This window comes from Paraburkholderia ribeironis, from assembly GCF_900019265.1.
In the GTDB taxonomy this organism is placed as follows: domain Bacteria; phylum Pseudomonadota; class Gammaproteobacteria; order Burkholderiales; family Burkholderiaceae; genus Paraburkholderia; species Paraburkholderia ribeironis.
In genome coordinates this window covers 24,416-46,657 of sequence record NZ_CYGX02000011.1, presented here as the reverse complement: position 1 = coordinate 46,657, position 22,242 = coordinate 24,416, and the positions used below count along the sequence as shown (strand labels likewise).

The following is a 22,242-nucleotide window of genomic DNA, read 5'->3' as shown; positions in this document are numbered from 1 at the left end:
GCGGGGGCAGATGTGGTTGCGACGGAAAGCTCATTACGCGGATTGCGGGAGAAATTGCAGGCAACGGCAGGCGAGCTGCCAGTGCATGTGCTGACGATGCATGGGTCGCCGGACGGTGCGACCTGCCGGGTATGCGTCGAAATCAGGCGGCCGGATGGCCCGATCCGGCTGTTCTTCTTCCGGCACGGCGACGGTACCTGGCACGTCTTTCCGCCGCAAGACAACCTGTGCAGGATGGGCTTCGACCGGCTCGTCGCGTGACATGACGGGGCCGGACAGGATTAGAGAAGGAGATCGAGGATGAGCGCTGGCAACCTGGGGACACTGTCGACGCACGAGACAGCATTGCGGGCGTGGTTGAGCGATTGGTACGACCACGCATTCGCGATCGGCTTCATCCGGCCGCCTTACATACTCGACGACGCGACCGCGGTGAGACTGGAAGGTTATTTCGACGTGGGGCTCACGCCTGCCGAGGGCGTCAACGCGATCTTTGGTGTAGTGCACTGAGCCGTGGCCGCGCGCTGGCCGGGCGCGTCGACCAGGTTCCACGGGGTGTTGCCGAAACGTTCGCCGAAGTCCAGCGGCGCATCCGCACGTTGAGGATGCGCTGGCCCGCGCACGCCTGTTTTCGCGTCAGTCGTGCGGACGCGCCGTCGGCGACTTGCTCACCCGGACCGGACTTTCTGTTGCCGAACGCCGCTTGCCACTTCGTCGGCGTCCTCGCTGTCTTCACTGCTTTCCTTGTCGATCCATTCACTGCTTTCCTTGTCGATCCATCGCCGCGCCCATTCGAGCGCGTATTGCTGTGCTGTCTCGCAGTATTCGAAGCTCGGACCGATTAGCCCGGAACGGGCGACTCGCCGTTCGTCCCGTACGATCTCGGCCCATCCGCGGAACTGGCCGTTCGCCAGCCGATCTGCGGCAAAGTAGATGACGTAGCCGCGCGGATCGGACCCGGTTTGGCCTTTCGACGGCAGGCCCATCCACGGCAAGATAGTCCGGTGAATTTGATGGGGGGGCGCCGGGGCGCGGGATTCGACGCGCTCAGGTGCCGCATGCGCGGAATCAGGCCGCTGCGGCGCGACTTGCCTGAACGTATCCGCCGTATGGGACGGCTGCCATGCGTCATGCGGGTTCTGCCAGGATGCCTGGTCTTTCCAGAGCACCTTGCGAAGTTCTTCATAGCGGGTCCGGCGGGCAATGGTGTGCGCGGGGACATGCCGGTGTCCCAGCAACAACTGCGGGCCGCAACGGAACTTGCGTCCGGTGCTCGACAGAATCCGGTACATCTCCGCAAGAGCACCGCTCGAACGCCACGTCTCGAAGCGTTGCCGGCACGTCGGCGCCGACGGATAGCGGCTCGGCAGCATCGACCAGGATTCGCCGGTCGTCAGTACCCACAGCACGGCGTTGGCCACGATGCGAACCAGTGCACGCGGCCGGCCACGCCGCCGTTGAGCAGCGGGGGCGTCCGCCAGGACAGGCGCGATCAGCAGCCACTCTTCGTCACTGAGTTCATTGAAATGCACGCTGTCCTCCACACACCCATTGCATTGCGCGGGCTCGGGTGTCGCCGCACGCGCTACCGGCCGCTCGTCGCCCATGCCGGGAGGGACGCTGGAGCCAGCAGTTCCTCGACACAATCCGATAGCTCGCAGACTTTCTGAAACGATGCATCGTTGGAATCGTGCAGATGTTCTCGTCTGAGGTCGCGCAACGCGGTTCCAAGACGCCGGAGGGACTCGGGGTCGCTGTTCATCAGCGGCCAGCCTCTCAATAGATGTCTCAGCGGCACGACGCTTCTGGCCTCGCACCACCGATCGAAGAGCTGCAAGCACATCACGTTGATGTGCTCGATCTCGTTTTCTCTCCCGGACAGGTGGGGAACCATGGCGACACTCGGATAAAAGACGATCAACGGTCGCTCATCGTATGCGACCAGTTTTCGGGCTGCTGTCAGGAGATCAAGAAAAACCAATGGGTGTCATGCTGAACTTCGCGTCAGGGAATCCTTATGTGGAGCTTTTTTCGGTTGACGCTGACGCGCCGCGTAGCGTCGGCGCTGGGCTCCTGGCCGACGCAACTCCCCTGGCGAGGTCTTCCATATCCCGGAGCCGCGACGGATTGGCGCCACGTTAAGTGGGCGCGGATATTATGGTATTCCATAATATTGAAATGCTTGCTCTGGGAGCTCCGGTGGAATACCGTAATACCAACCGCAGCACATCGGCGGCCGACACGAGGCGACAGCATTCCTGACGGAGAGCTGTCGTGGCAGGACCCACTCTCCAGCTTTCTGAAGACAGGTCGATCATGAAATTCTCGCTGTTCCTCCACATGGAGCGTTACGAAGCCTCGACGCCCCATCGGCAACTCTTCGACGAGTTGACCGAACTTGTTCAGATTGCGGAAAAGGGCGGTTTCGAAACCGCCTGGATCGGCGAACATCACGCGATGGAGTTCACGATCGCGCCGAACCCGTTCGTCAATCTTGCCTATCTGGCCGCGCGCACCGACAGGATTCGCCTCGGCACCGGCACGGTGATCGCGCCGTTCTGGCATCCCGTGCGTCTCGCCGGCGAAGCCGGCATGGTCGATGTCGCGAGCAACGGGCGGCTGGATCTCGGCATCGCACGCGGCGCTTACTCGTTCGAATACGAACGGATGTTGCCGGGGCTCGATGCGATGGGCGCAGGCGCACGGATGCGCGAACTGGTTCCCGCGCTGCGCCAGCTTTTCAAGGGCGACTACGCGCATCAGGGCGAGTTCTGGTCGTGGCCGTCGACCACGCCGGTGCCGCGCCCGATTCAGCAGCCGCATCCGCCACTGTGGCTCGCCGCACGCGACCCCAACTCGCACGAATTCGCGGTGCGCAACGGCTGCAACGTGCAGGTCACCTCGCTCGCCGCGGGCGACGGCGAAGTCGTCAGCCTGATGGAGCGCTTCAACGGCGCGTGCAAGGCGAACCTGGACATCCCGCGTCCGCAGATCATGATGCTGATGCACACCTTTGTCGGCGCCGATTCCGCCGAGGTCGATGCGGCCGTCGCAGACCTGGCGCGTTTCTATTGTTATTTCAGCAAGTGGTTCAAGAACGAACGCCCGGTCAAGCAGGGTTTTATCGAACCGCTGAGCAACGCCGACATTGCGTCATTCCCGCAATACGCACCGGAGCAGATTCGCAAGAACCTGGTGATCGGCCAGCCGGGCGAGGTGATCGATCGGCTCAAACAGTATGAAGAACTCGGCTTCGACCAGTACAGCTTCTGGCTCGACAGCAACATGAGTTTCGAGCGCAAGCGCCGCTCGCTCGAACTGTTCATTTCGGACGTGATGCCCGCGTTCGCCGCGCTCGCCTGAGCGCCGCCATCGAACCGACGTTCCACACCCGGGAGCCGAAGCCATGTTGAAGTCGTTCCAGCATTACATCGACGGTGAATTCAGCGATGCAGCGACCACCTTCGAGAGTGTCGATCCGGCGACGGGCGTCGCATGGGCGACCATGCCGGCCGCCAGCGCGGACGATGTGGACCGCGCCGTCAAGGCCGCCGACCGCGCCCTGTTCGCGCCCGAGTGGGCCGGCCTGACGGCCAGCCAGCGCGGCAAGCTGCTGTACAGGCTCGCCGATCTGGTAGCGGCCAATGCGCAGGAACTCGCGCAACTCGAAACGACGGACACCGGCAAGATCATCCGCGAGACACGCAGTCAGATCGGCTATGTCGCCGAGTACTACCGATATTACGCGGGCGTCGCGGACAAGATTCAGGGCGCGTGCCTGCCCGTCGACAAGCCCGACATGGACGTGTTCCTGCGACGTGAGCCGGTCGGCGTGGTGGCGGGCATCGTGCCGTGGAATTCGCAACTGTTCCTGTCGGCGGTGAAGGTCGGGCCGGCGCTCGCCGCGGGTTGCACGATCGTGCTGAAGGCCTCGGAAGAGGGGCCTGCGCCGTTGCTGGCGTTCGCGCGCCTCGTCCACGAAGCCGGCTTTCCGGCGGGCGTGGTCAACATCCTGACGGGGTTCGGCGCCGACTGCGGCCGCGCGCTGACGAGTCATCCGTTGGTATCGAAGATCGCGTTCACGGGCGGTCCGGAAACGGCACGCCAGATCGTGCGCAATTCGGCGGGCAACCTCGCGGCGACCTCGCTGGAACTCGGCGGCAAATCGCCGGTGCTGGTGTTCGACGACGCGAACGTGGACAGCGTCAGCAACGCGGTGATCGCGGGCATCTTCGCGGCGAGCGGACAGAGTTGCGTCGCCGGGTCGCGGCTGCTCGTGCAGCGCGGCATTCGCGACCGTCTGCTCGCGCGGCTCGTCGAGAAGGCGCAGGCGATCAGGATCGGCGATCCGCAAGAGGTGGACACCGAAATGGGGCCGCTCGCGACCCGCAAGCAGCGCGATCACATCGAAGCGGTGCTGGCCGCCAGTCTGCAGGCAGGCGCCACGTTGCTGACGGGCGGCGGCCGTCCCGCAGGACGCGGCGAAGGCTTCTTCTTCGAACCCACCATCGTCGACTGTCCGACGTCCACCGTGCCGAGCGTCGCGCAGGAACTGTTCGGCCCGGTGCTGAGCGTGATGACGTTCGACACCGAAGCGCAAGCGATCGCCCTCGCCAACGACACGAAATATGGTCTCGCGTCGGGCGTATTCACCCGCGACCTGACGCTTGCGCATCGGCTCACGCGCCGTCTGCGCGCCGGCATCGTGTGGGTCAACACGTATCGCGCGGTATCGCCGATCGTGCCGTTCGGCGGCTACGGACTGAGCGGGCTCGGACGTGAAGGCGGCCTCGACGCCGTGCTCGAGTACACCCGCACCAAGTCGGTCTGGATTCGCACGTCGGACGAGCCGATCGCCGATCCGTTCGTGATGCGATAGGCCGCACATAACACGCAACCTGTTCAAGAGGTCCCATGTACTACGAAATCCGCACGTACAAGATCAAGACCGGCGCTGTGCCTGCGTATCTGAAGCTGGTCGAGGAAGAGGGCATCGAATTGCAGAAGCGCTATCTGGGCGAACTGGTCGGCTACTTCTTTTCGGAGCTCGGCCCGCTGAACCAGATCGTGCATATGTGGGCCTATCCGAGTCTCGACGAACGCGAGGCGCGTCGTCAGCGTCTCGCGGCGGATCCCGCATGGCAAGCCTTCGTGCCGAAGATCCAGGCGCTGATGGAAACCATGGAAAGCAAGATCATGAAGCCCGCCGCATTCTCGCCACTGAAATAGGCAGCGTCGGAAAGCCGAACTCACTTTTTCACTCTTCGTCCTCTCGAAGCCAGCCGTATCCTTTTTTCAAGGAGCAGTCGTCATGAAGCAAGCGCTTGGTTTGCCCTTCCGGGCACGCGCGATTGCCGTCGCAGTGACCGCCACGATCGTGGTTGCGTCGGCGTTGCTGAGCCACCAGCCGGTACACGCGGCCACTGCGCCGATCGTGTTCGCCAGTTGGGGCGGTACCACCCAGTCGGCACAGCAGAAAGACTGGGCGCAGCCGTTCACCCAGGCATCCGGCATTCAGGTGCTGATGGACGGCCCGACCGACTACGGCAAGCTGAAGGCGATGGTGGAGAGCGGCAACGTGCAGTGGGACGTGGTCGACGTCGAAGGGGACTTCGCGTATGCGGCCTTGCGTGACGGTCTTGTCGAGCCGATCGATTACTCGGTGGTGAACAAGGCCCAGCTCGACCCGCGCTTCACGTCGCCGGGCGCGGTGGGCAGTTTCTATTACTCGTTCGTGCTCGGCTACAACAAGGCCACGTACAAGAACGGCACGCCTTCGACTTACGCGGACCTGTTCGACACCAAACGCTTCCCCGGCAAGCGCACGTTCTACAAATGGTCCGCGCCCGGCGTGCTGGAAGTGGCCTTGCTCGCCGACGGCGTCGCGCCGGACAAGCTCTATCCGCTCGATCTCGACCGCGCTTTCAAAAAGCTCGACACGATCAAGAGCCAGATCGTCTGGTGGAGCGGCGGCGCGCAGTCGCAGCAGTTGATGGCGTCCGGCGAAGCACCGATCGGCGTGTTCTGGAACGGCCGTTTGCACGCGTTGCAGCAGACGGGTGTGGACGTCGGCGTGTCGTGGAACCAGAACCTGACCGCCGCCGACATGCTGGTCGTGCCGAAGGGTTCGAAGCATAAGGCCGAAGCCATGAAGTTCCTCGCCAGTGCGACGGGGCCGCAGGCGCAAGCGAAGTTCGCCGCGGAAACCGGCTACGCGCCGATCAACCTGAAGTCCGCCGCGCTGTTGCCGGCCGATGTCGCGAAGACCCAGCCGGATCAGTACAAGGCGACGCAGATCAACCTGGACATGAAGTACTGGGCCGATCACCGCGACGAAATCGCGAAGCGCTGGTACGCGTGGCAGTCGAAGTAACGTGGCCGCCGGTCCAACCCAGCGAAGGAGTCATCATGTCGAATGCAGTCAGTACCATCGCGGAGCCGCCGGTCGTGGCGCCGAAGACGACCGCGGCGTTGCGCAAGGCGCGGCTGATCGCGCCCGCGCTATTGCTGCTGGTCGTGTTCTTCCTGCTGCCGGTGTTGTCGCTGCTGTTGCGCAGCATCCTCGAACCGGCGCCGGGCCTGCAGAACTACGCGCAACTGTTCGCTTCGAGCACGTATCTGCGCGTGTTCGGCAACACGTTTTTCGTGGCTTCGGTGGTGACCGTCGTGACGATCGTGATCGGTTTTCCGACCGCGTGGCTGCTGGCCATCGCGCCGCGCTGGATCAGCAAGCTGGTGTTCGCGATCCTGCTGTTGTCGATGTGGACCAACCTGCTGGCCCGCACGTTCGCGTGGATGGTGCTGCTGCAACAGACCGGTCCGATCAACCGTCTGCTGATGGGGCTGGGCGTGATCCACGAGCCGCTGATACTGGTGAATAACCTGACCGGCGTGACGATCGGGATGACCTACATCATGCTGCCGTTTCTCGTGATGCCCTTGCACGCAACCCTGCGCGCGATCGATCCGACCACGCTGCGCGCCGCCGCGATTTGCGGAGCGAGCCGCTGGCAGGCGTTCTGGCGCGTGCTGGTGCCGCTCGCGATGCCCGGTATCGCCAGCGGGGCGTTGATGGTGTTCGTGATGGCGCTCGGCTATTTCGTCACGCCCGCGCTGCTCGGCGGCCCGGAGTACATGATGCTCGCGGAACTGATCGCGCAACTCGTCCAGCAGTTGTTGAACTGGGGGCTCGCGGGTGCGGCTGCGTTCGTATTGCTGCTCGTCACGCTGTCGCTGTACGCCCTGCAATTGCGTTTCTCCGGCCGCACCGGGGACGTTACTGGAGCCCAATGACATGTTGCTCGATTTCGATCGTCTTGGTCCGTTGCGCTGGCTGCTGGTCGGCGTGGGTGGTGCGGTGTCGCTGTTTCTGCTGCTGCCTGTGCTGTTCATCGTCGCGCTGTCGTTCGGTAATTCGCAGTGGCTGATGTTTCCACCGCCGGGCTGGACGCTGCAGTGGTACAGCATGCTGTTCTCGGACCCCGGCTGGTTCGACTCGCTGATGACGAGCGTCGAACTCGGACTCGTCGTGATGGTGCTGTCCGTCGTGCTCGGCCTCTTCGCGTCGCTGGCGCTGACGCGCGGCGACTTTCGCGGACGCGCGCTGCTCAAGTCATTTTTCCTGACGCCGATGGTATTGCCGGTCGTCGTGCTCGCCGTCGCGCTGTATGGCTTCTTCCTGCGCATTGGCTTGACCGGCACGCTGGTCGGCTTCGTGATCGGGCATCTGATCATCGCATTGCCGTTTTCGATCATCGCGATCAGCAATTCGCTGGAAAGCTTCGACACGTCGCTCGAAGACGCGGCGTTGATCTGCGGCGCGAGTCCGTTCGAAGTGAAATGGCGCGTCACCTTGCCGGCCATTCGCCTCGGCCTGTTCGCGGCGGCGATCTTCTCGTTCCTCGCGTCGTGGGACGAAGTGGTGGTGTCGATCTTCATGTCCAGCCCGACCCTGCAAACGCTGCCCGTGCGCATCTGGGGCACGCTGCGGCAAGATCTGACGCCGGTGATCGCCGCCGCGTCGTCGTTGCTGGTTGGACTGACCGTCGTCCTGATGTTGCTGGGGCTTGTACTCAAGAGAGGTAAATCGTGAGCTCACCGTTTCTGCAGATTCAGCGTCTTCGCAAGACCTACGATCAGGTGGTCGCCATCGACCACGTGTCGCTCGATATCAGGAAGGGCGAGTTCATGACCTTCCTCGGCCCTTCAGGTTCGGGCAAGAGCACGACGCTGTATATCGTGGCGGGTTTCCAGTCGCCTACCGAGGGGCGCGTGCTGCTCGACGGCAAGCCGCTGCTGTCGGTCGCGCCGAACAAGCGCAACATCGGCATGGTGTTTCAGCGCTACACGCTGTTTCCGCATCTGACGGTCGGCGAGAACGTCGCGTTTCCGCTGCGCGTGCGGCGTTTGGCCGACGCAAAGGTGCGCGCGAAAGTCGATGAAATGCTCAAGCTCGTCCATCTCGCCGATTGTCGCGACCGGATGCCGGGTCAACTGTCGGGCGGCATGCAGCAGCGCGTCGCGATTGCGCGCGCACTGGCGTACGATCCGCCGGTCCTGTTGATGGACGAGCCGCTGTCCGCGCTCGACAAGAAATTGCGCGAGGAATTGCAGACGGAATTGCGCCGGATTCATCAGCAAACCGGCGTGACGATCCTGTACGTGACGCACGATCAGGAAGAGGCGCTGCGCCTGTCCGACCGGATCGCGGTGTTCAACAAAGGACGGATCGAGCAGGTCGGCACGGGCGAAGAGTTGTATCGCAAGCCGGCGTCGCGGTTCGTCGCGAGCTTCATTGGCAATTCGAACTTCCTGCCGGTGACACTGGCGGGCGGCCATACCGATACCCATGCACTGTTCCCGAACGGCAAGCCGGTGCCGATTGCCGGGTGCGATCACGCGATCAACGCGGGCGATGGCGGCGCGCTGATGCTGCGCCCGGAACAGATCCGCATCCGCGCGCAGGCGCCGCAGGCTGCCAATGACGGACTACCCGTGGTCGTGCGCGACATCACTTATCTGGGCGACACGATGCATTATTCGGTGGCGACGCCGTGGCAGCAGGAAATCGCGGTGCGTGCCGCCGCGGGTTCCCACGAAGCGGGTCTGGCGATCGGCGCGCAAGCCTGGCTCGACTGGGATCGCGGGTACGCGCAGGTATTTCCCGCGTGAGAAGCCGCACGGCTGTGCGATACTATGGGATTCCAAAAACCAACCGGCTCAGGTGATTACCTGGGAACCTCGTGGGAACCTCGTCATGATCGAACAGATGCGCGTTGACCGCAGTGCACCGACGCTACGCGAACTCACGCTGGAGAAGTTGCGTGACGCCATCGCGCAGGGTTTTTATCGTCCCGGCGACCGCCTGATCGAACGGACGTTGTGCGATCAGCTGGGCGTGAGCCGCACCGTGGTGCGCGAAGTGCTGCGTCATCTGGAGACGGAAGGGCTCGTCGAAACGGTCGCGCATTCCGGTCCGATCGTTGCGCGGCTCGATCCGGAGCAGGTGCAGGAAATCTACGAAATTCGCGCGCTGCTCGAATCGGAAGCGGCCCGTGCGTGCGCCGAGCACGCGACGCCCGCGCTCGTAAAGCAGTTGCGCGAAATCCGCAAGGAGATCGAGGACGCGTTCGACCAGACCGATTTCCGCCGCGTGCTCACTTACACCGAACGGTTCTACGAGGCGATGTTCGCGGGCGCCCACAAGCCGATGATGCACCAGGTGGTGAAGTCGCTGAACGGGCGCATCAACCAGCTTCGTTCGGTGACGATTTCATCGCCGGGGCGCGGCGCCGACTCGAATCGCGAAATGAACAAGCTGCTCACGGCGATTGCGAAGAAAGACGGCGACGCGGCGGCCGCGGCGTCGCTCGAACACGTGCGCCGTACCGCCAGCATCGCGATGGCCGCGCTTGCCGGGCAGGTGTCCGAGCAGAAAAGTGCCTGATTGACGAGCGGTCCCGCGCGGACCGTTGCCGCTCTGGTTGTCACGGAAACCGTCGCTTGCGACGGTTTTTTTTCGTCCGTGGCGCACGTCGCGGCACGCGGCGTACTGGGCATATTTCGCGCAGGTCTATTGCGTGTCTGGCAGCCCGTCCGGTCTCGCGCAGTCTCGCCTGGTCTCGCGCAGTCTCGTCGTAAACCCGCCATCGTGTCTAAAGAGCTTGCATACGCTAATATGGAATACCATAATATCCATACGCGTCGCGCATTGAGCCAGGGCGCACCTGTCACCGGAGGAAGTCTTTATGAAGCTCGAGATTCGCAAGCTGGTCACGTATGTGGAAGACACGTTCATCGAAGGTGGCAAGGTTGCGCAGCGGCCGCTGAAGCTCTTTGCGGCCGCTGCGGTGCTGCGCAATCCGTGGGCCGATCGCGGCTTCGTCGAAGATCTGAAGCCTGAGATCCACGAGCTCGCGCCGCAACTGGGCGAAATCCTCACGGCGGAAATCCTGCGCGTGGCGGGATCGGGCGAAGCGGTCGAGGGTTACGGCAAGGCGGCCATCGTCGGCACCTCCGGCGAAGTGGAGCACGCGTCGGCGCTGATCCATACGCTGCGTTTCGGCAACAAGTACCGTACGGCGGTGGGCGCGAAGAGCTATCTGAGCTTCACGAATCTGCGCGGCGGCCCGAACTGCCCGGTGACGATTCCGCTGATGCACAAGGACGACGAAGGCATGCGTTCGCACTACCTGACCATCCAGTTCTCGATCATCGACGCGCCCGCGCCGGACGAACTCGTGATCGCGCTCGGCGCATCGATCGGCGGACGTCCGCATCACCGGATCGGCGACCGCTATCAGGATCTGAAGGAGCTCGGGTCCAATGAAGCATGAAACGGAAATGGCAGGCGCGGTTCTCAGCGGCACATTCGACGGCACCGCTTACAGCGTGGCGGGCGAGGGCGAAACGCTCGTTCTGATTCATGGCGTGGGCATGAATCGGCGCGTGTGGGAACCGCAGGTCGAAGCACTGCGGACGCAGTTTCGCGTCATCAGCTACGACATGCTCGGGCACGGCGGCAGCCGGCTTCCGGCTGCGTCGCCGCAACTCGGTGACTACGCGGCGCAATTGCTGGCGCTGTTGGACCACCTCGGCGTTCAAACCGCGCATGTGGTGGGCCATTCGATGGGCTCGCTGATTGCGCTCGAATTCGCGTTGCAGTATCCGTCGCGGGTCGCGAGCGTGACCGCGCTCAATGCCGTGTACGACCGCACGCCGTCGCAGCGGGCGGCTGTGATGCAGCGCGCGGCGTCGCTGAACAGCGGGCTGGATCAGCCGAGTATCGACGCCACGCTCGCGCGCTGGTTCGACGATCCGGTGCCGGGTCACCTGGCCCAGGTTGCGGATCTCGTGCGCTCGTTGCTGGAGAGCGTCGATCTCGAAGGCTATGCTCGCACGTATCGGCTGTTCGCCAGTTCGGATCAGGCGCACGTCGGCCGCTTGCCGCAACTGGCGATGCCCGCGCTTTTCATGACCGGCGAGTGTGATCCGAATTCGAGTCCGGCGATGTCTGAATCGATGGCGGCCGCAGCGCCGTTGGGCCGCGCCGAGATCATCGCGAGCGAGCGGCACATGATGAACGTCACCGCGCCGTCGATCGTCAACCAGCGGCTCTTGCACTTCATTCGCGATGTGAACCGCCAGTCCCGAGGAGCAGCATCATGACCGAATCTTCTTTCGATGTCGTCGAGTTTCGCCGTGCGCTCGGTGCGTTCGTCACCGGTGTGACCGTGGTCACGACGATTCAACCGGACGGCTCGCCGCGCGGCTTTACGGCGAATTCGTTCACGTCGGTGTCGCTCGATCCGGCGCTGATCCTCGTGTGCATCGCCAGGACGGCGTCGAGTCATCCGGTGTTTTCGCAGACGCAGCGGTTCGCCGTCAGCGTGCTCGCCGAAGATCAGCGCTCCGTGTCGGGCGTGTTCGCGTCGAAAAGCGCGGACAAGTTCGCGCAGGTCGCGTGGCATGCGCGCCGCACCGGCAGTCCGGTAATGGACGGCGCGGCCGCGAGTTTCGATTGCGAGACGCATCAGGTGGTGGATGCAGGCGACCACATCATCCTGATTGGACGTGTGGTGGATTTCACGCATTCGAGCGCGACGCCGTTGGGCTACTGCCGTGGTGCTTACGTGGACTTCAGCCTGTCGCAGGACGCGCTCGCCGCGACCGACCAGCGGGCACAGGTCGGTGCGATTCTGGAGCACGCGGAAGGCCGGGGCCTCGTGCTGATCAGGACGCCAAACGGTTTGACCTTGCCCACCGGCACGCGGCTCGAACCGCAGTCCGATGCGGCTAGCTTGCGGGGCGTGCTCGGTGGATTGCAATTGAATGCGAACCTGGACTTTCTGTTCGCGGTGTTCGAGGCGAAGGGCGTCACGCACATTTACTATCGCGGACGCGTGGTGGACGATGCGCCTGCTGCGCCGAATGTCCAGTATGTTCCGCTCGATGCGATTCCGTGGGATGAGATTCGCGATCCCGCGGTGCAATCGATGCTGCGCCGTTACGTGAAAGAGCGCACCGAAGATGCGTTTGGCATTTATGTCGGCGATGTTGAAAAAGGCACCGTGCAATCGCTGGTTGGGAGCACGTGAGCGTGCATGACCAAAAGGAAGCGGCTTCGAGTTGCAGTTTCGAAGCCGCTTTTTTTTTGCTGCGTGAAATGTGAAGCGTGATCAGCATTTGCAGTTGATAGTCGCGCAATGTCGACGCTTTGGATATGATCGTCGCCAACGCACTTTGACTACCGGCGAAGTGGACTCCGTTCGACTTCGACCTGCCGGGTGGGCCGACCCCCGCAAATCGCTGAGAATGCAATGAGTGATACCACGCAACGACCGTTTTCCATTCTCTTCGTCGACGACGAGGAGATGTCACGCAACCACTTCGCCCGCGCGATCCGCGCGGACTACTGTGTGCATGTCGCACAGAGCGCGGATGAAGCGATTGCCGTACTGAGCCAGTACGGCGCCGAGATTGCCGTACTGGTGACCGACTACCGCATGCCGGGGCGCGATGGCGACGATCTGCTGCGGCAGGTGGCGCAGGAGTATCCGCAAATCGTGCGCATTCTCGTGACCGCGTATGCCGACAAGGACATGCTGCTGAAGACCGTCAATACCGGCGACGTCTTCCGTATCCTCGAGAAACCGCTGCGCACGGAGAAGGTGCGTGAGGTCCTGCAACTGGCGATCGCGCGCTACGCCGAACGGGAAACGCGTCAACAGCGGCTATTGGCGATGGACGAGACGCTGGCTTTTCTCGCGCACGAACTGAATACGCCGTTGGCAACGATCTCGCTTTTTGCGCGCTCCGTCGAGAGCGACGTTGCGGAGCAATACGATCCAGAGCGGCAGAGAGAGATTGGCGACGCCGCAAGATCGATGCTGAACAATGCGCAGTTTTGCCTGACGCTGATCTCGTCTTTCTGGGAGACGGTGCACAAGAGCGGTGGCCGCCAGTCCGCCCTGGAGGCAAGCGGCCGCGAGGTCAGAGCGACGCAACTGATCGCCACGCTGCTCGATACCTATCCGTTTGCAGGATCGCAGCGCGATTGGATACGAATCGACGCGCAGGGGGATTTCGTCGTGCGCGCGATGCCCAATTGCGTGGCGCTCGTGCTTTCTTCGCTGTTGTCCAATGCGCTGCGAGCGCTTGGCGATACGAGTGCGCCATCGCTGTGCCTCGAAATCGTGGAGAGCCCCGAGCCCGAAATCCGGATTCGCGACAACGGCCCGGGGATTGCACCCGAGATCAAGGCGCGTCTGCTGCTCGACCCCGTCACCACTTACGCGGGTGCTGGCGGGCACGGCATGGGCATGATCTTTTGCAATCGCATCATGCAGTCGTTTGGCGGGTGCCTGCGCGTCGACTCCGCGCTGGGTGAGGGAACCACGGTTACGATGGGTTTTCCCGCATCGAAGAGCCGAATGAACCCCAGCGACGGATGAGATGCGCAGGCTCGTGCTCGTGCTCGTGCGAAATCCGCTTGGCCAGCGCCCACGGTCCCTCGTACTGGCGCTGGGCAATCAATCGCTCAGTGCGTTGCGATGGTCGCGACGTGCCTTGGCCGAAGCGTAATACGTCTGCAACGCTCGCGCTGAACGCTCGCCCAATGTGGAAATCTGGCCGAGCCAGTCGGGCTCTGCGGGCCATTCGCGTTCAATCACGCGCGGATAGATTTGCCTTGCGAATCCATGCAGCGCTTTTGCGCCGATATTGCCGCTGACTCCAAGCAGGGCGTGCAATGCGGCGTGCGTCGATTTGAGGTCGTGGGCCGCTGCATGGGTCGCGAGTCGCGCCACCTGCAAGCGGATCTGCTCGATGCCGTTGACGAACGACTCGTCGAGCAAATCGAGCGAGACCAGTTCTTCGAGGCGTTCTTCATCGAGCAGAGCGTCGTGCGCGACTGCCGCCAGATTGCCGGCCGCCGTCGCAGACGCCGGTGATGACTCCGGTTTCGTCGCGGCCGTCACCGCGCGTTGCGGTGCAAACTGCCTTGCGAGGCACGCGTAAAGCGAGCCGGCCTGCACCGGTTTGATCATGACTTCGTTCATGCCGGCAGCGAGGCACGCGCGCACCGATTCGATATCGGACTGGCTGGTCAACGCGATGATCGGCACCGTGGCATACACGTCGGTGCGGGCGCGAATCGACGCGGTGGTGTCGATGCCGGTCATTCCCGGCATGTTCATATCCATCAGGATCGCGTCGATCATATCGTCTTCCCGCAGCCGGGCCAGCACGGCCTGGCCGTGTTCGGCCTCGACCACATTCGCTCCGCAGCGCTCCAGATAAGCCTTGGCAACCAGCCTGCTGTAGGTGTCGTCGTCCGCCACCAGGATCGATTTGCCGGCGAATCCGTCGGATCGCGGGTTCAGCGGATGCCGGTCGCCGTTTTCGAAGCGTGCCTGCAGCGACGTTATCAACTCCTGCACGCCGGAAGACTTGCTGATGATTTCGTCCATGCCGGCTCGTCGGGCGTGCACGCGTACCGCATTGCCGGGCTCCGCCGTGTAGGCCACGATCAGCACGCTGCGGTTCGGACATTGATGGTCGGCGCGGATTCTTTCGGTGGTGGCATAGCCGTCGAGCACCGGCATGCTGATGTCCATCAACACGAGGTCGTAGTGCGATGACCGCCGCAGCGTCGTCAACGCCATCGCGCCGCTTTGCGCCTCGCTGACGTCGGCCCCGGCCTTCGTCAGTACGCGACGGGTTCTCGAGCGCTGACCGGCGTCGTCATCCACGATGAGAATGCGCTTGCCTTTGAAAACTGGCGCGGCGCGTTCGAAAATCTTCTGCTCGTAGTCGGCGATTTCCTCTTTCGATACGACGGGAAACCGCAGCGTGAACGCCGTGAACTTGCCGACTTCCGACTCGCAACCGATGGTTCCGCCGAACGCGCGCATCGCACGCTGGCAGTATGCGAGGCCCAGCCCCGTGCCACCCGGATTCTTCGCGGTGCGAAATGGCTCGAACAGATGCGCCAGGATCTCGGGCGCAATACCGTTGCCCGTGTCGCGCACAATCACGCACTGCCGGTCCACCGTGAGCGTGAGCGTCGCCGAAGGATGCGCGGCGATGTGATAGAGCGCGTTCTTGATCAGATTGAACAGGGTGAACAGGTAGACGGTTTCGTCGGCCTTGAAGATGAAATCTTCGCGCACCACGAGGTTGACCTTGCCACGCTCCTTTTCATTGTCGAAGCCATATTCTTCCACTGCCTTACGTGTGGTCGCCGCGGCATTCAGATAGCTCAGGCTATCCGGGCGGATCGATTTGGCACTGACTTCGTCGAGCGTCATCGCGATGATGCGCAAACCTCGCTCGATCGACAACTGGCCGTGCGCGAGATGGCCATACAGCGCGGCCGTACTGTCGGCGTACTGGCGATCTGACGGGGTCGTCGCGGGCAGCGCTTCTTCCACCCGATCCAGAACGTGCCGCAACTGGCCGAGCGGATTGCGCATTTCGTGTGCGATCGAGCCCGCGAGCGCCTGCAAGGCACGGTTCTTTTCGACCGAGATGCGCCCCTTGCTGATCGCATGGCTGAAGGCCATGCTGCACAGGACGACCACCGGCATCAACGCGAGATTCGCCATGTCGGCCGCCTCGAGGACGACCGGCGCGGGAGCGGTGAGCACCGCGGCGAGCGAGCCGGAAGATACGCCAATGCCGATACACGTGAACAGTAAAAGCGGATTATCGATGCACAGCGCCATAATGAAAATCATCATGACGTCGGTCATCATCCACATCGTGGAGAATGAATTCCTGACAGTGAGGAATGTGCAAACAAATGGCAATACGTAGATCAGACAGCAATGCCAGTAAATCAGCAGCAAATGGTTGAATCGCCTCGGCCAGTACGTCTGGAAAAGCAATGGGATGCAGACGGCCGCCGCGCTCAGCCGAAGCGGAAGATTGTCGTAAGGCTGCGGCAGGATATAGGTCCATACGACGTAATAGATGGGGTGGCACAGGAGGCCAAGTGCGCCTCCCCATCGAATTGCAAACCTGCTTCGTTCCAGCATATCCCGCATACTTTCGCGCGGTATCGCCATCAGGCCTCCGTTGATATTTACGACCCTATCAATTCATGTTTGCTGCGGTGCTGCACTTCCAGCTCGATCGGCGAGCCGTTTTTGCCGTGAAAAGGCCCGACCGAAAACCCGTATTTCTTCAGCAAACTGTGAGTATAGGAGACTGACCATACGGGCGGGCTACCGATGATGAAATCGGATGCGATGCCTTCCTGCCAGGCAGAATAGCCTTCGGCGAAACAGGTATAGCAATCGCGGGTGCTCGGCAGTCTGAACGGAAACGTCGTGTCGAGTCCGGCGGGGCCACGCGCGAAGCACTCAATATATAGTGTATGGCCGCGTGACGCGAGTTCGGCTTCGACGCTCGCCGCCCGGGGATGGGAGTCGTCGATCCAGAACTGCGCGCGTTTCAGGTCGGCGGCGCTGAGGTAGGGCACGCTGGTGCTGCTCGCGAGAATGGCGCCGTCGAAGTCGGGCAACGGCGTGTCCGGGCTGAACGTATGCACCGAAACCCGGGAGTTGCCCAGCAGGTCGGACGCCAGCAGCTCCTTCGCCTGTTCCGTGAGCAGGTTGACCTTGTCAGGCAGATCGATCAGAACAAGCTCTTTCGGCGCATCTTTATAGAGCAGATACTTGGCGACTGTCGTGCCCAACCGTCCGGCCGCGCCAAAAAGCGCGAGTTTCGTGTTGCCGAAATCGAGGTCGAGTTCGTTGCAGCAATGCACGGCCCAGTCTTTCAGCATCGCCGCGGTGGCCGCGTGCCCGGTGGTGATATGAGGCGGCTTGGTATGGCGCGGCAGCGCCCCATAGTTGCATGCGTACGGTGTGGACGCGCCCATGGCCACCATGTTCAGCCCTGCCTGTCTGGCCAGCTCCAGGGCCGGAAAGAATTGCGTCTCCCTGAATCGCTTGATGCCGCGCGGGCTTCCAAGCCACATTTCGAGTGGCACCGGGCAGGCGATATTGGCGCCTATGATCTGAGATCCGAAATAGATCGGCGATGCAATAAAGGGCTTGGTGTTCCAGAGTTCTTCTTCAAATGATGCGTCTCTGTTTTTGACATTGTGGAAAGAAAATGAAAGCGTATCCCAGTCCGTGGCGTGAAACAGAAACCCGACGCCGCCTTGACCCGCGGGCAGGTTATCCCGGATATATTCCGAATGAATAGTATGTTTGAGCACCAGCGGTGCACTATTCAGATGCAACTGGAGGCCGGTTTGCGGAATGGATCTGGTCCCCACTTCCTTGTGCAGAGAAGTTTTCATTGCTTTTCCCATAGGTTGAACGACGCTGGAAAGCCAGCGCAGTGTTGCCGGTCCGGATTGACGGGCTACCTTCAACTCTAGAGAAATCCGCTGTTCTGTGCCCGGCTGTTAGTTCGCTAATAATTGGCACACTAAGAATTACCGATGCCGGCATTCATTCCGCACAGGGCAAGCGGTCAGGTGCGAGGCGACCGATGTCCTGTCAGACCGCGGAAGTGACCGATTGGTAACATGGTTGCACGGGCGCGAGAGCCCATCCTGCAAGGCCACGCCGCGCCGGCTGCAAAAATAGAAGGGCCACCCAGGCGGCGCTTCGTATGCGTGCCGCGTGCCCGGTCGTCGTATCGGCAACGGGCCAGTTGCTACGCCAACTACCGTGCAACGCTGTACCCAATGCGCGCAATCGACCGATGCTTGTTGTAGTCGAGAATATCTTCTCCATAGCCGGTGAAGAAGCCGATCCAAAGGAATCCGCCCCACGAGCTATTGATCAGCTTCGCCAATGGATAGGTGAACTGCGTGTCGATGCTTCCGTAAGTGGACTTGGTGCCCTTTCTCAAGGTCGCGGCCAGTTGCCAACCGTCAGTGCTGCCGTATTTCAGCAATAGGTCCACGTAGCCTCGATAGTTGGCAATATCGTGGTTCTCTGCCGCAATGTGCGCGTAGTAGTAGATCTTCGGCGACACGGTCAGGTGATTGCCACTCAGGTCGCCAAACTCCCACGTGGGGCGCACGAATAAGATGTCGATACCACGCGATTCGGGACCGTCGCGCCCATTCGATTCGTGGCCGTACCCGGCCATTATTCCCATCCTGCTGAATAGCGGACTCTTCCAGCCGGTGTCCTCGAGGTAGTAGAACAATTGCGGCATGTAGCTCGTGTCCCGGAACGGCGCGGAGTGCGCGCCCAGGTCCCACAACGAGGCCTGCGTATAGCCGAAGTACAGGTTATCGACAAAGCCTCGCGAGCGCGGATCATCCGGCACGACCAGGCGGAATTTGAAGCTCAACTGGAACTTCGCGAGATTTTCTCCGTTCGAGCCGTCGGCGAAATACATGGGCTCGAAGGTGGAGAAACGGCTGAAGAAGCTATTCACTTCCGGCGTGGGCGCATTGGGCCGGGCGGGTGTCGGGGAAGTCGCAATCAGGCTCGCAGGCGGCTGCGCCATACCCGACGATTCGCCAGCAGCGGCTTGCGACGAAGCCAGCGCCTCCTCTTTGCCGGAGCGCGGCGGGCGGGTGAGCAATACGAAAGAGGGTGAAACGTCGAGCTCGGGCCCGTCGATCTTCATCGCGCCGCGCGCCCAGTCGGGCCAGGTTCCGCTATAGCGGATCGCCTTGAGTTCACCCATACCGAGCTTGAGATGGTCCGGCGCGCCGCTCTCGCGCGTGAGGGTCAACTGCTTCGGTATGACATCGGCGTTGCTGACGGCGATGTTCAATTGCGCGGGAACGTTCACTTCGGTGCCGTCCGGCTGGTCGCCGGAATAGACGATCGTCACGACGAGCGGTGTGTTGGAGAGCGCTTCGCGCGGCGGACGCAATACCGAAATCCCCGCGAAACTGTAGACAGGGTAACTGGCGCAAAGCACCAGCATGCTAATGCCAAGAGATAGCCCAAATACGTGCGAGTGATTGCCGCGGACTACGGAAATGCGGAGTTTCTTTACTCGAGGCATCAATCGATTCCACACATGGGACTCCTATTGATCTACGAATTCAGGTTGCAGAGAAAAGATAGCTTCAAAGCGAACAAATGGGTAGAAGAATGGGCGGAAAAAATCGGCCACACGCGATGGCGCGCGCAAGCGGCAGCGAATGGGCGATTAATCGGCATTGCCGCCAGTTGACGATTTGTCGAAAGCTCACGAAGGCTGACTGTATTCTCGTGCCGTCGATCGAGTTATCGATTGACGTTCTCGCAGCCTGTTGATGAGAACATTCTGCCAACTGTGCCAATGAACTGCGCTAGTGGAAAAGATTCGCAGTGCTACGGTGAGAGGGAGGCGGGAGCGCGGCCGGCGACAGAACGCCACCGTCGTACAGGCTCAGTATCAGTCGCTGCGCAACGACGAAGAGCGGATCGGGACGCGCGGGCATGCAGACATCTCCGTATGGTTATCGCTTGCGCCCATGTCGGCCTTTCCCGATCACGCAAGCGGCAGTCCGGTCAACGGCGCTCAAGTCCAGCGCTCGGTCCTGCCGCTCACTCCATCGGCGACGCAAGCAGCGATACCGGCACGCCATCGCAGTCCACCTTCGCCAGCACCGCCACGCCGAGTCCGGCACTGGATTTCGCGTGCGCATCTGCCGCGCGGGCCTGCTTTTCGACCCGCAGAATGTTGATCGGCCACGAAGGCCGGGACAGCCGTTCGTGCGCAAGGGCACCGAGCCACAGCGGCGTGGCGGACGTGCCGTTCGCGACCGCATAGCCGCTTGGCCAGAAGCGCAGCACGTCGCGTTCGTCGCGCCCCTCGCCGGGGCGCATGAAGACCAGCGATGAAGGCACCCCATTGTTGAGCTTCGGCAACACCGGCAGCGACACCGCCGCGACGTCCGGCGAAGCGAGCGAGAGCAGGCTGTGCACGGACACGTCCGTGCCCTCGACCCATCCCTGGGCACGCAGTTGTTCGCGGATCGAATCGAGGTCCGATACCCACTGCAGCGTGAGCGGCTCCTTGCGGTCGCCGCCCATATCCGAGCGATAACACGGCAGCTGCTTCCACACGTCGAGGGTCCACGCCGATTGCGTGACCACCACGGGCGGCGCGGGCGGCGACTTGCCCGGCGGCGGTGCGGGCAGGTTCAGGCCGAACTGCACGGCCACGCTGACCAGCATGACGATCAGCACCACGGCGGGCATGAACACGCGTTCCGGCGGCGGCTGCGGATGCCGCCACATCGCCGTCAGCGCGACGAGGGCCACCCACACATACGCGAGCGCGGCGCCGCCGATCGCATCCGACAGCCAGTACCTGCCGAAGTACACACCCGCGAGCGCGACCACGATCACCACGATCGTGCTCGCTGCGGCGACGAGCACGCCTTCCAGCATGCCGACCCGCCGCGCGAGCAGGAATGCGAGGAAGCCGTACACGATGACGGTCGCGGCGACGTGATTGCTCGGAAACACGTAGTGGCTCGTCATCAGCTCGTTGGGCGGCGGGCGCTGCATCGCGAGCTGCAGGCCGAGAATCAGCAGTTGCGAGAACACGACTGCCGCGAGCCAGTAGCCAATGGTCCGCCAGCGCCGCTCCCACACCATCCACAGTGCGACCGTGACGATCAGCGCGATCAGCGTGATACCGCTGCCGAGCGTCGCGAGCCCGCCGAGGACCGCGTCGCTCCATGGCGTGCGCACCGATTGCAGGAAGTGATAGACGGAGACATCGACGGCCGTCAGCGGATCGCCGCTGACGACGTCTTCGAGGACCCCGATAAAAAGCGCGCCGGCCACCAGCACGATCAGCGAAGTCACGAGGATGTGGGTCGCATCCGGCGTCTCGGGATCGAGCATCTGGCGCGCGACACGGCCAAGCGGGCCGGGATGCCGGCACGCCCAATCGCCCAGATGGCGGCCCGCCGCGCTCGACCACGCATTGGCGTGCGAAAGCAGGAAGCCCGCGCCGCGAAAGCTGAACCAGACGATGCAACCGAGCAGCACGATGATCACGACGAGGCGAAACGACACCGCGCCGGCGAGCAGCACCGACGCGCCGAACACTACGCCCGGCAGGATATGGGCGGGCGCCCAGAGCAGCGCCGACAGCACGTTCATCGCGTAGAAGCGCACCGGCCGCATGCCCAGCATGCCGGCCACGACCGGCACAATGGCGCGCAACGGGCCGATGAAGCGGGCCAGCACGACGCTCTTCGCGCCATGTTTGCGAAAGAAGCCCTTGCCCGCGTCGAGTACCTCGGGATGTCTGCGGAACGGCCTCAACTGAACTATGCGTTCCTTGTAGCGCCCGCCCAGCCAGAAGCTCATACCGTCCCCGGCAATGGCGCCGACGATTGCCCACATCAGGACCCAGCCGAGGCTCAGCGATCCGGTGCCGGTCACTGCGCCGGCGAGGAACATCGCGGTGCTGCCGGGGATGAAGGTGCCGATGACGGCGATCGCCTCGAGGAAGGACGCCAGAAAGACGACCGTGAGCATCCATGCCGAATGGCCGGCTAGCTGGTGCAGAAGGTGGATGTACGCGTGCTCCATCGTGCTCCATCGTGCGCGGTCGGCGGTTCTGGCGTAACGATCGATCATAACGCGCATTGCGTCAGGCGGCCGGTGGCGAACGCTCGTGCACCGTCCTGTAGCACGCTGGACCACGGCACACGTCGTCCGGGTGACCGTCCTTGAATAGAGCGGGCGATTATCGCTGATCGCGCGTCGGCCGCCGATTTTTCGCGCGTGAACAAAGCGGGACGCACGA

General features: G+C 62.6%; 22 protein-coding genes. 15 read left to right on the top strand and 7 right to left on the bottom strand.

All coding sequences use genetic code 11. The annotated features are described in order from the left end of the window. The first annotated feature begins 54 nt into the window (after positions 1-54). A complete protein-coding gene (locus BN2475_RS05755) occupies positions 55-261 on the top strand; it encodes a hypothetical protein (RefSeq protein WP_094778601.1) in 207 nt (68 codons plus the stop codon). A 39-nt stretch (positions 262-300) separates the two neighbouring features. Continuing rightward, on the top strand, positions 301-510 hold the full coding sequence (locus tag BN2475_RS05750; protein WP_094778600.1) for a hypothetical protein: 210 nt from the start codon (positions 301-303) through the stop codon (positions 508-510). Between the two features lie 158 nt (positions 511-668). Here BN2475_RS05750 and BN2475_RS05745 read toward each other — a convergent pair whose 3' ends face one another. Together BN2475_RS05745 and BN2475_RS05740 are read right to left on the bottom strand one after the other, a co-directional pair. Then, positions 669-1,532: a transposase gene (locus BN2475_RS05745; RefSeq protein ID WP_245841156.1), complete on the bottom strand. Its 864-nt coding sequence runs from the start codon at positions 1,530-1,532 to the stop codon at positions 669-671. Between the two features lie 53 nt (positions 1,533-1,585). Next, positions 1,586-1,921 carry a hypothetical protein gene (locus BN2475_RS05740; protein WP_245841155.1) on the bottom strand — a complete coding sequence of 112 codons (336 nt, stop codon included), beginning with the start codon at positions 1,919-1,921 and terminating at the stop codon, positions 1,586-1,588. Between the two features lie 395 nt (positions 1,922-2,316). On the opposite strand from BN2475_RS05740, the gene BN2475_RS05735 reads away from it, so the two are divergent. The 12 genes from BN2475_RS05735 to BN2475_RS05680 all read left to right on the top strand — a co-directional run bounded on the left by BN2475_RS05735 (position 2,317) and on the right by BN2475_RS05680 (position 13,952). Then, complete coding sequence (locus tag BN2475_RS05735) at positions 2,317-3,363, top strand: LLM class flavin-dependent oxidoreductase (protein ID WP_094778599.1); 1,047 nt, start codon at positions 2,317-2,319, stop codon at positions 3,361-3,363. A 43-nt stretch (positions 3,364-3,406) separates the two neighbouring features. After that, positions 3,407-4,879, top strand: coding sequence for an aldehyde dehydrogenase (locus BN2475_RS05730; protein ID WP_094778598.1), 1,473 nt, complete (start codon positions 3,407-3,409; stop codon positions 4,877-4,879). A 35-nt stretch (positions 4,880-4,914) separates the two neighbouring features. Beyond that, positions 4,915-5,229: an NIPSNAP family protein gene (locus BN2475_RS05725; protein WP_094778597.1), complete on the top strand. Its 315-nt coding sequence runs from the start codon at positions 4,915-4,917 to the stop codon at positions 5,227-5,229. Between the two features lie 82 nt (positions 5,230-5,311). Beyond that, complete coding sequence (locus BN2475_RS05720) at positions 5,312-6,373, top strand: ABC transporter substrate-binding protein (protein ID WP_094778596.1); 1,062 nt, start codon at positions 5,312-5,314, stop codon at positions 6,371-6,373. A gap of 35 nt (positions 6,374-6,408) precedes the next feature. After that, complete coding sequence (locus tag BN2475_RS05715) at positions 6,409-7,293, top strand: ABC transporter permease (protein ID WP_094778614.1); 885 nt, start codon at positions 6,409-6,411, stop codon at positions 7,291-7,293. A gap of 1 nt (position 7,294) precedes the next feature. Beyond that, positions 7,295-8,092 carry an ABC transporter permease gene (locus tag BN2475_RS05710; protein WP_094778595.1) on the top strand — a complete coding sequence of 266 codons (798 nt, stop codon included), beginning with the start codon at positions 7,295-7,297 and terminating at the stop codon, positions 8,090-8,092. Then, positions 8,089-9,171, top strand: a complete 1,083-nt coding sequence (locus BN2475_RS05705) for an ABC transporter ATP-binding protein (protein ID WP_094778594.1) — start codon at positions 8,089-8,091, stop codon at positions 9,169-9,171. Before BN2475_RS05710 ends, BN2475_RS05705 begins: the two co-directional genes overlap by 4 nt. Before the next feature lie 85 nt (positions 9,172-9,256). After that, a complete protein-coding gene (locus tag BN2475_RS05700; protein ID WP_094778593.1) occupies positions 9,257-9,946 on the top strand; it encodes a GntR family transcriptional regulator in 690 nt (229 codons plus the stop codon). 301 nt (positions 9,947-10,247) lie between these two features. Beyond that, entirely contained in the window at positions 10,248-10,835 is a 588-nt protein-coding gene (locus BN2475_RS05695) for an amino acid synthesis family protein (RefSeq protein ID WP_094778592.1), read from the top strand. After that, positions 10,825-11,667: an alpha/beta fold hydrolase gene (locus tag BN2475_RS05690; protein ID WP_094778591.1), complete on the top strand. Its 843-nt coding sequence runs from the start codon at positions 10,825-10,827 to the stop codon at positions 11,665-11,667. Before BN2475_RS05695 ends, BN2475_RS05690 begins: the two co-directional genes overlap by 11 nt. Next, on the top strand, positions 11,664-12,596 hold the full coding sequence (locus tag BN2475_RS05685; protein WP_094778590.1) for a flavin reductase: 933 nt from the start codon (positions 11,664-11,666) through the stop codon (positions 12,594-12,596). The genes BN2475_RS05690 and BN2475_RS05685 overlap by 4 nt, the downstream gene beginning before the upstream one ends. A gap of 222 nt (positions 12,597-12,818) precedes the next feature. Next, positions 12,819-13,952 (top strand): hybrid sensor histidine kinase/response regulator, encoded by a 1,134-nt coding sequence (locus tag BN2475_RS05680; protein WP_094778589.1) that lies wholly within the window; start codon positions 12,819-12,821, stop codon positions 13,950-13,952. Between the two features lie 78 nt (positions 13,953-14,030). On the opposite strand, the gene BN2475_RS05675 is transcribed toward BN2475_RS05680, so the two are convergent. The 4 genes from BN2475_RS05675 to BN2475_RS05665 form a co-directional block, all read right to left on the bottom strand. Next, positions 14,031-16,241 (bottom strand): ATP-binding response regulator, encoded by a 2,211-nt coding sequence (locus BN2475_RS05675; protein ID WP_245841154.1) that lies wholly within the window; start codon positions 16,239-16,241, stop codon positions 14,031-14,033. After that, positions 16,207-16,461: a hypothetical protein gene (locus BN2475_RS35285; protein ID WP_245841153.1), complete on the bottom strand. Its 255-nt coding sequence runs from the start codon at positions 16,459-16,461 to the stop codon at positions 16,207-16,209. The genes BN2475_RS05675 and BN2475_RS35285 overlap by 35 nt, the downstream gene beginning before the upstream one ends. A 124-nt stretch (positions 16,462-16,585) precedes the next feature. Next, a complete protein-coding gene (locus BN2475_RS05670) occupies positions 16,586-17,812 on the bottom strand; it encodes a Rossmann-fold NAD(P)-binding domain-containing protein (RefSeq protein WP_174641876.1) in 1,227 nt (408 codons plus the stop codon). Between the two features lie 371 nt (positions 17,813-18,183). Continuing rightward, positions 18,184-19,410 (bottom strand): phospholipase A, encoded by a 1,227-nt coding sequence (locus BN2475_RS05665; protein ID WP_245841152.1) that lies wholly within the window; start codon positions 19,408-19,410, stop codon positions 18,184-18,186. A gap of 96 nt (positions 19,411-19,506) precedes the next feature. Between BN2475_RS05665 and BN2475_RS34175 the strand changes: the two genes are divergently transcribed. Further along, positions 19,507-19,662, top strand: a complete 156-nt coding sequence (locus BN2475_RS34175) for a hypothetical protein (protein ID WP_159444524.1) — start codon at positions 19,507-19,509, stop codon at positions 19,660-19,662. Positions 19,663-20,018: 356 nt separating this feature from the next. Here BN2475_RS34175 and BN2475_RS05660 read toward each other — a convergent pair whose 3' ends face one another. Continuing rightward, the gene (locus BN2475_RS05660; protein ID WP_094778611.1) at positions 20,019-22,025 is read right to left on the bottom strand and encodes a bifunctional DedA family/phosphatase PAP2 family protein; all 2,007 of its coding nucleotides are present in this window, start codon (positions 22,023-22,025) and stop codon (positions 20,019-20,021) included. Positions 22,026-22,242 lie beyond the last annotated feature (217 nt).

What these genes read in the sequence shown, in the direction of transcription:
- BN2475_RS05750 (WP_094778600.1), top strand. Translation starts at nt 301, where the DNA reads ATGAGCGCTGGCAACCTGGGGACACTGTCGACGCACGAGACAGCATTG.
- BN2475_RS05735 (WP_094778599.1), top strand. Translation starts at nt 2,317, where the DNA reads ATGAAATTCTCGCTGTTCCTCCACATGGAGCGTTACGAAGCCTCGACG.
- BN2475_RS05730 (WP_094778598.1), top strand. Translation starts at nt 3,407, where the DNA reads ATGTTGAAGTCGTTCCAGCATTACATCGACGGTGAATTCAGCGATGCA.
- BN2475_RS05725 (WP_094778597.1), top strand. Translation starts at nt 4,915, where the DNA reads ATGTACTACGAAATCCGCACGTACAAGATCAAGACCGGCGCTGTGCCT.
- BN2475_RS05720 (WP_094778596.1), top strand. Translation starts at nt 5,312, where the DNA reads ATGAAGCAAGCGCTTGGTTTGCCCTTCCGGGCACGCGCGATTGCCGTC.
- BN2475_RS05715 (WP_094778614.1), top strand. Translation starts at nt 6,409, where the DNA reads ATGTCGAATGCAGTCAGTACCATCGCGGAGCCGCCGGTCGTGGCGCCG.
- BN2475_RS05710 (WP_094778595.1), top strand. Translation starts at nt 7,295, where the DNA reads ATGTTGCTCGATTTCGATCGTCTTGGTCCGTTGCGCTGGCTGCTGGTC.
- BN2475_RS05700 (WP_094778593.1), top strand. Translation starts at nt 9,257, where the DNA reads ATGATCGAACAGATGCGCGTTGACCGCAGTGCACCGACGCTACGCGAA.
- BN2475_RS05695 (WP_094778592.1), top strand. Translation starts at nt 10,248, where the DNA reads ATGAAGCTCGAGATTCGCAAGCTGGTCACGTATGTGGAAGACACGTTC.
- BN2475_RS05690 (WP_094778591.1), top strand. Translation starts at nt 10,825, where the DNA reads ATGAAGCATGAAACGGAAATGGCAGGCGCGGTTCTCAGCGGCACATTC.
- BN2475_RS05685 (WP_094778590.1), top strand. Translation starts at nt 11,664, where the DNA reads ATGACCGAATCTTCTTTCGATGTCGTCGAGTTTCGCCGTGCGCTCGGT.
- BN2475_RS05680 (WP_094778589.1), top strand. Translation starts at nt 12,819, where the DNA reads ATGAGTGATACCACGCAACGACCGTTTTCCATTCTCTTCGTCGACGAC.
- BN2475_RS05675 (WP_245841154.1), bottom strand. Translation starts at nt 16,241, where the DNA reads ATGATGATTTTCATTATGGCGCTGTGCATCGATAATCCGCTTTTACTG.
- BN2475_RS35285 (WP_245841153.1), bottom strand. Translation starts at nt 16,461, where the DNA reads ATGGACCTATATCCTGCCGCAGCCTTACGACAATCTTCCGCTTCGGCT.
- BN2475_RS05670 (WP_174641876.1), bottom strand. Translation starts at nt 17,812, where the DNA reads ATGAAAACTTCTCTGCACAAGGAAGTGGGGACCAGATCCATTCCGCAA.
- BN2475_RS05665 (WP_245841152.1), bottom strand. Translation starts at nt 19,410, where the DNA reads ATGCTGGTGCTTTGCGCCAGTTACCCTGTCTACAGTTTCGCGGGGATT.
- BN2475_RS34175 (WP_159444524.1), top strand. Translation starts at nt 19,507, where the DNA reads ATGGGACTCCTATTGATCTACGAATTCAGGTTGCAGAGAAAAGATAGC.
- BN2475_RS05660 (WP_094778611.1), bottom strand. Translation starts at nt 22,025, where the DNA reads ATGGAGCACGCGTACATCCACCTTCTGCACCAGCTAGCCGGCCATTCG.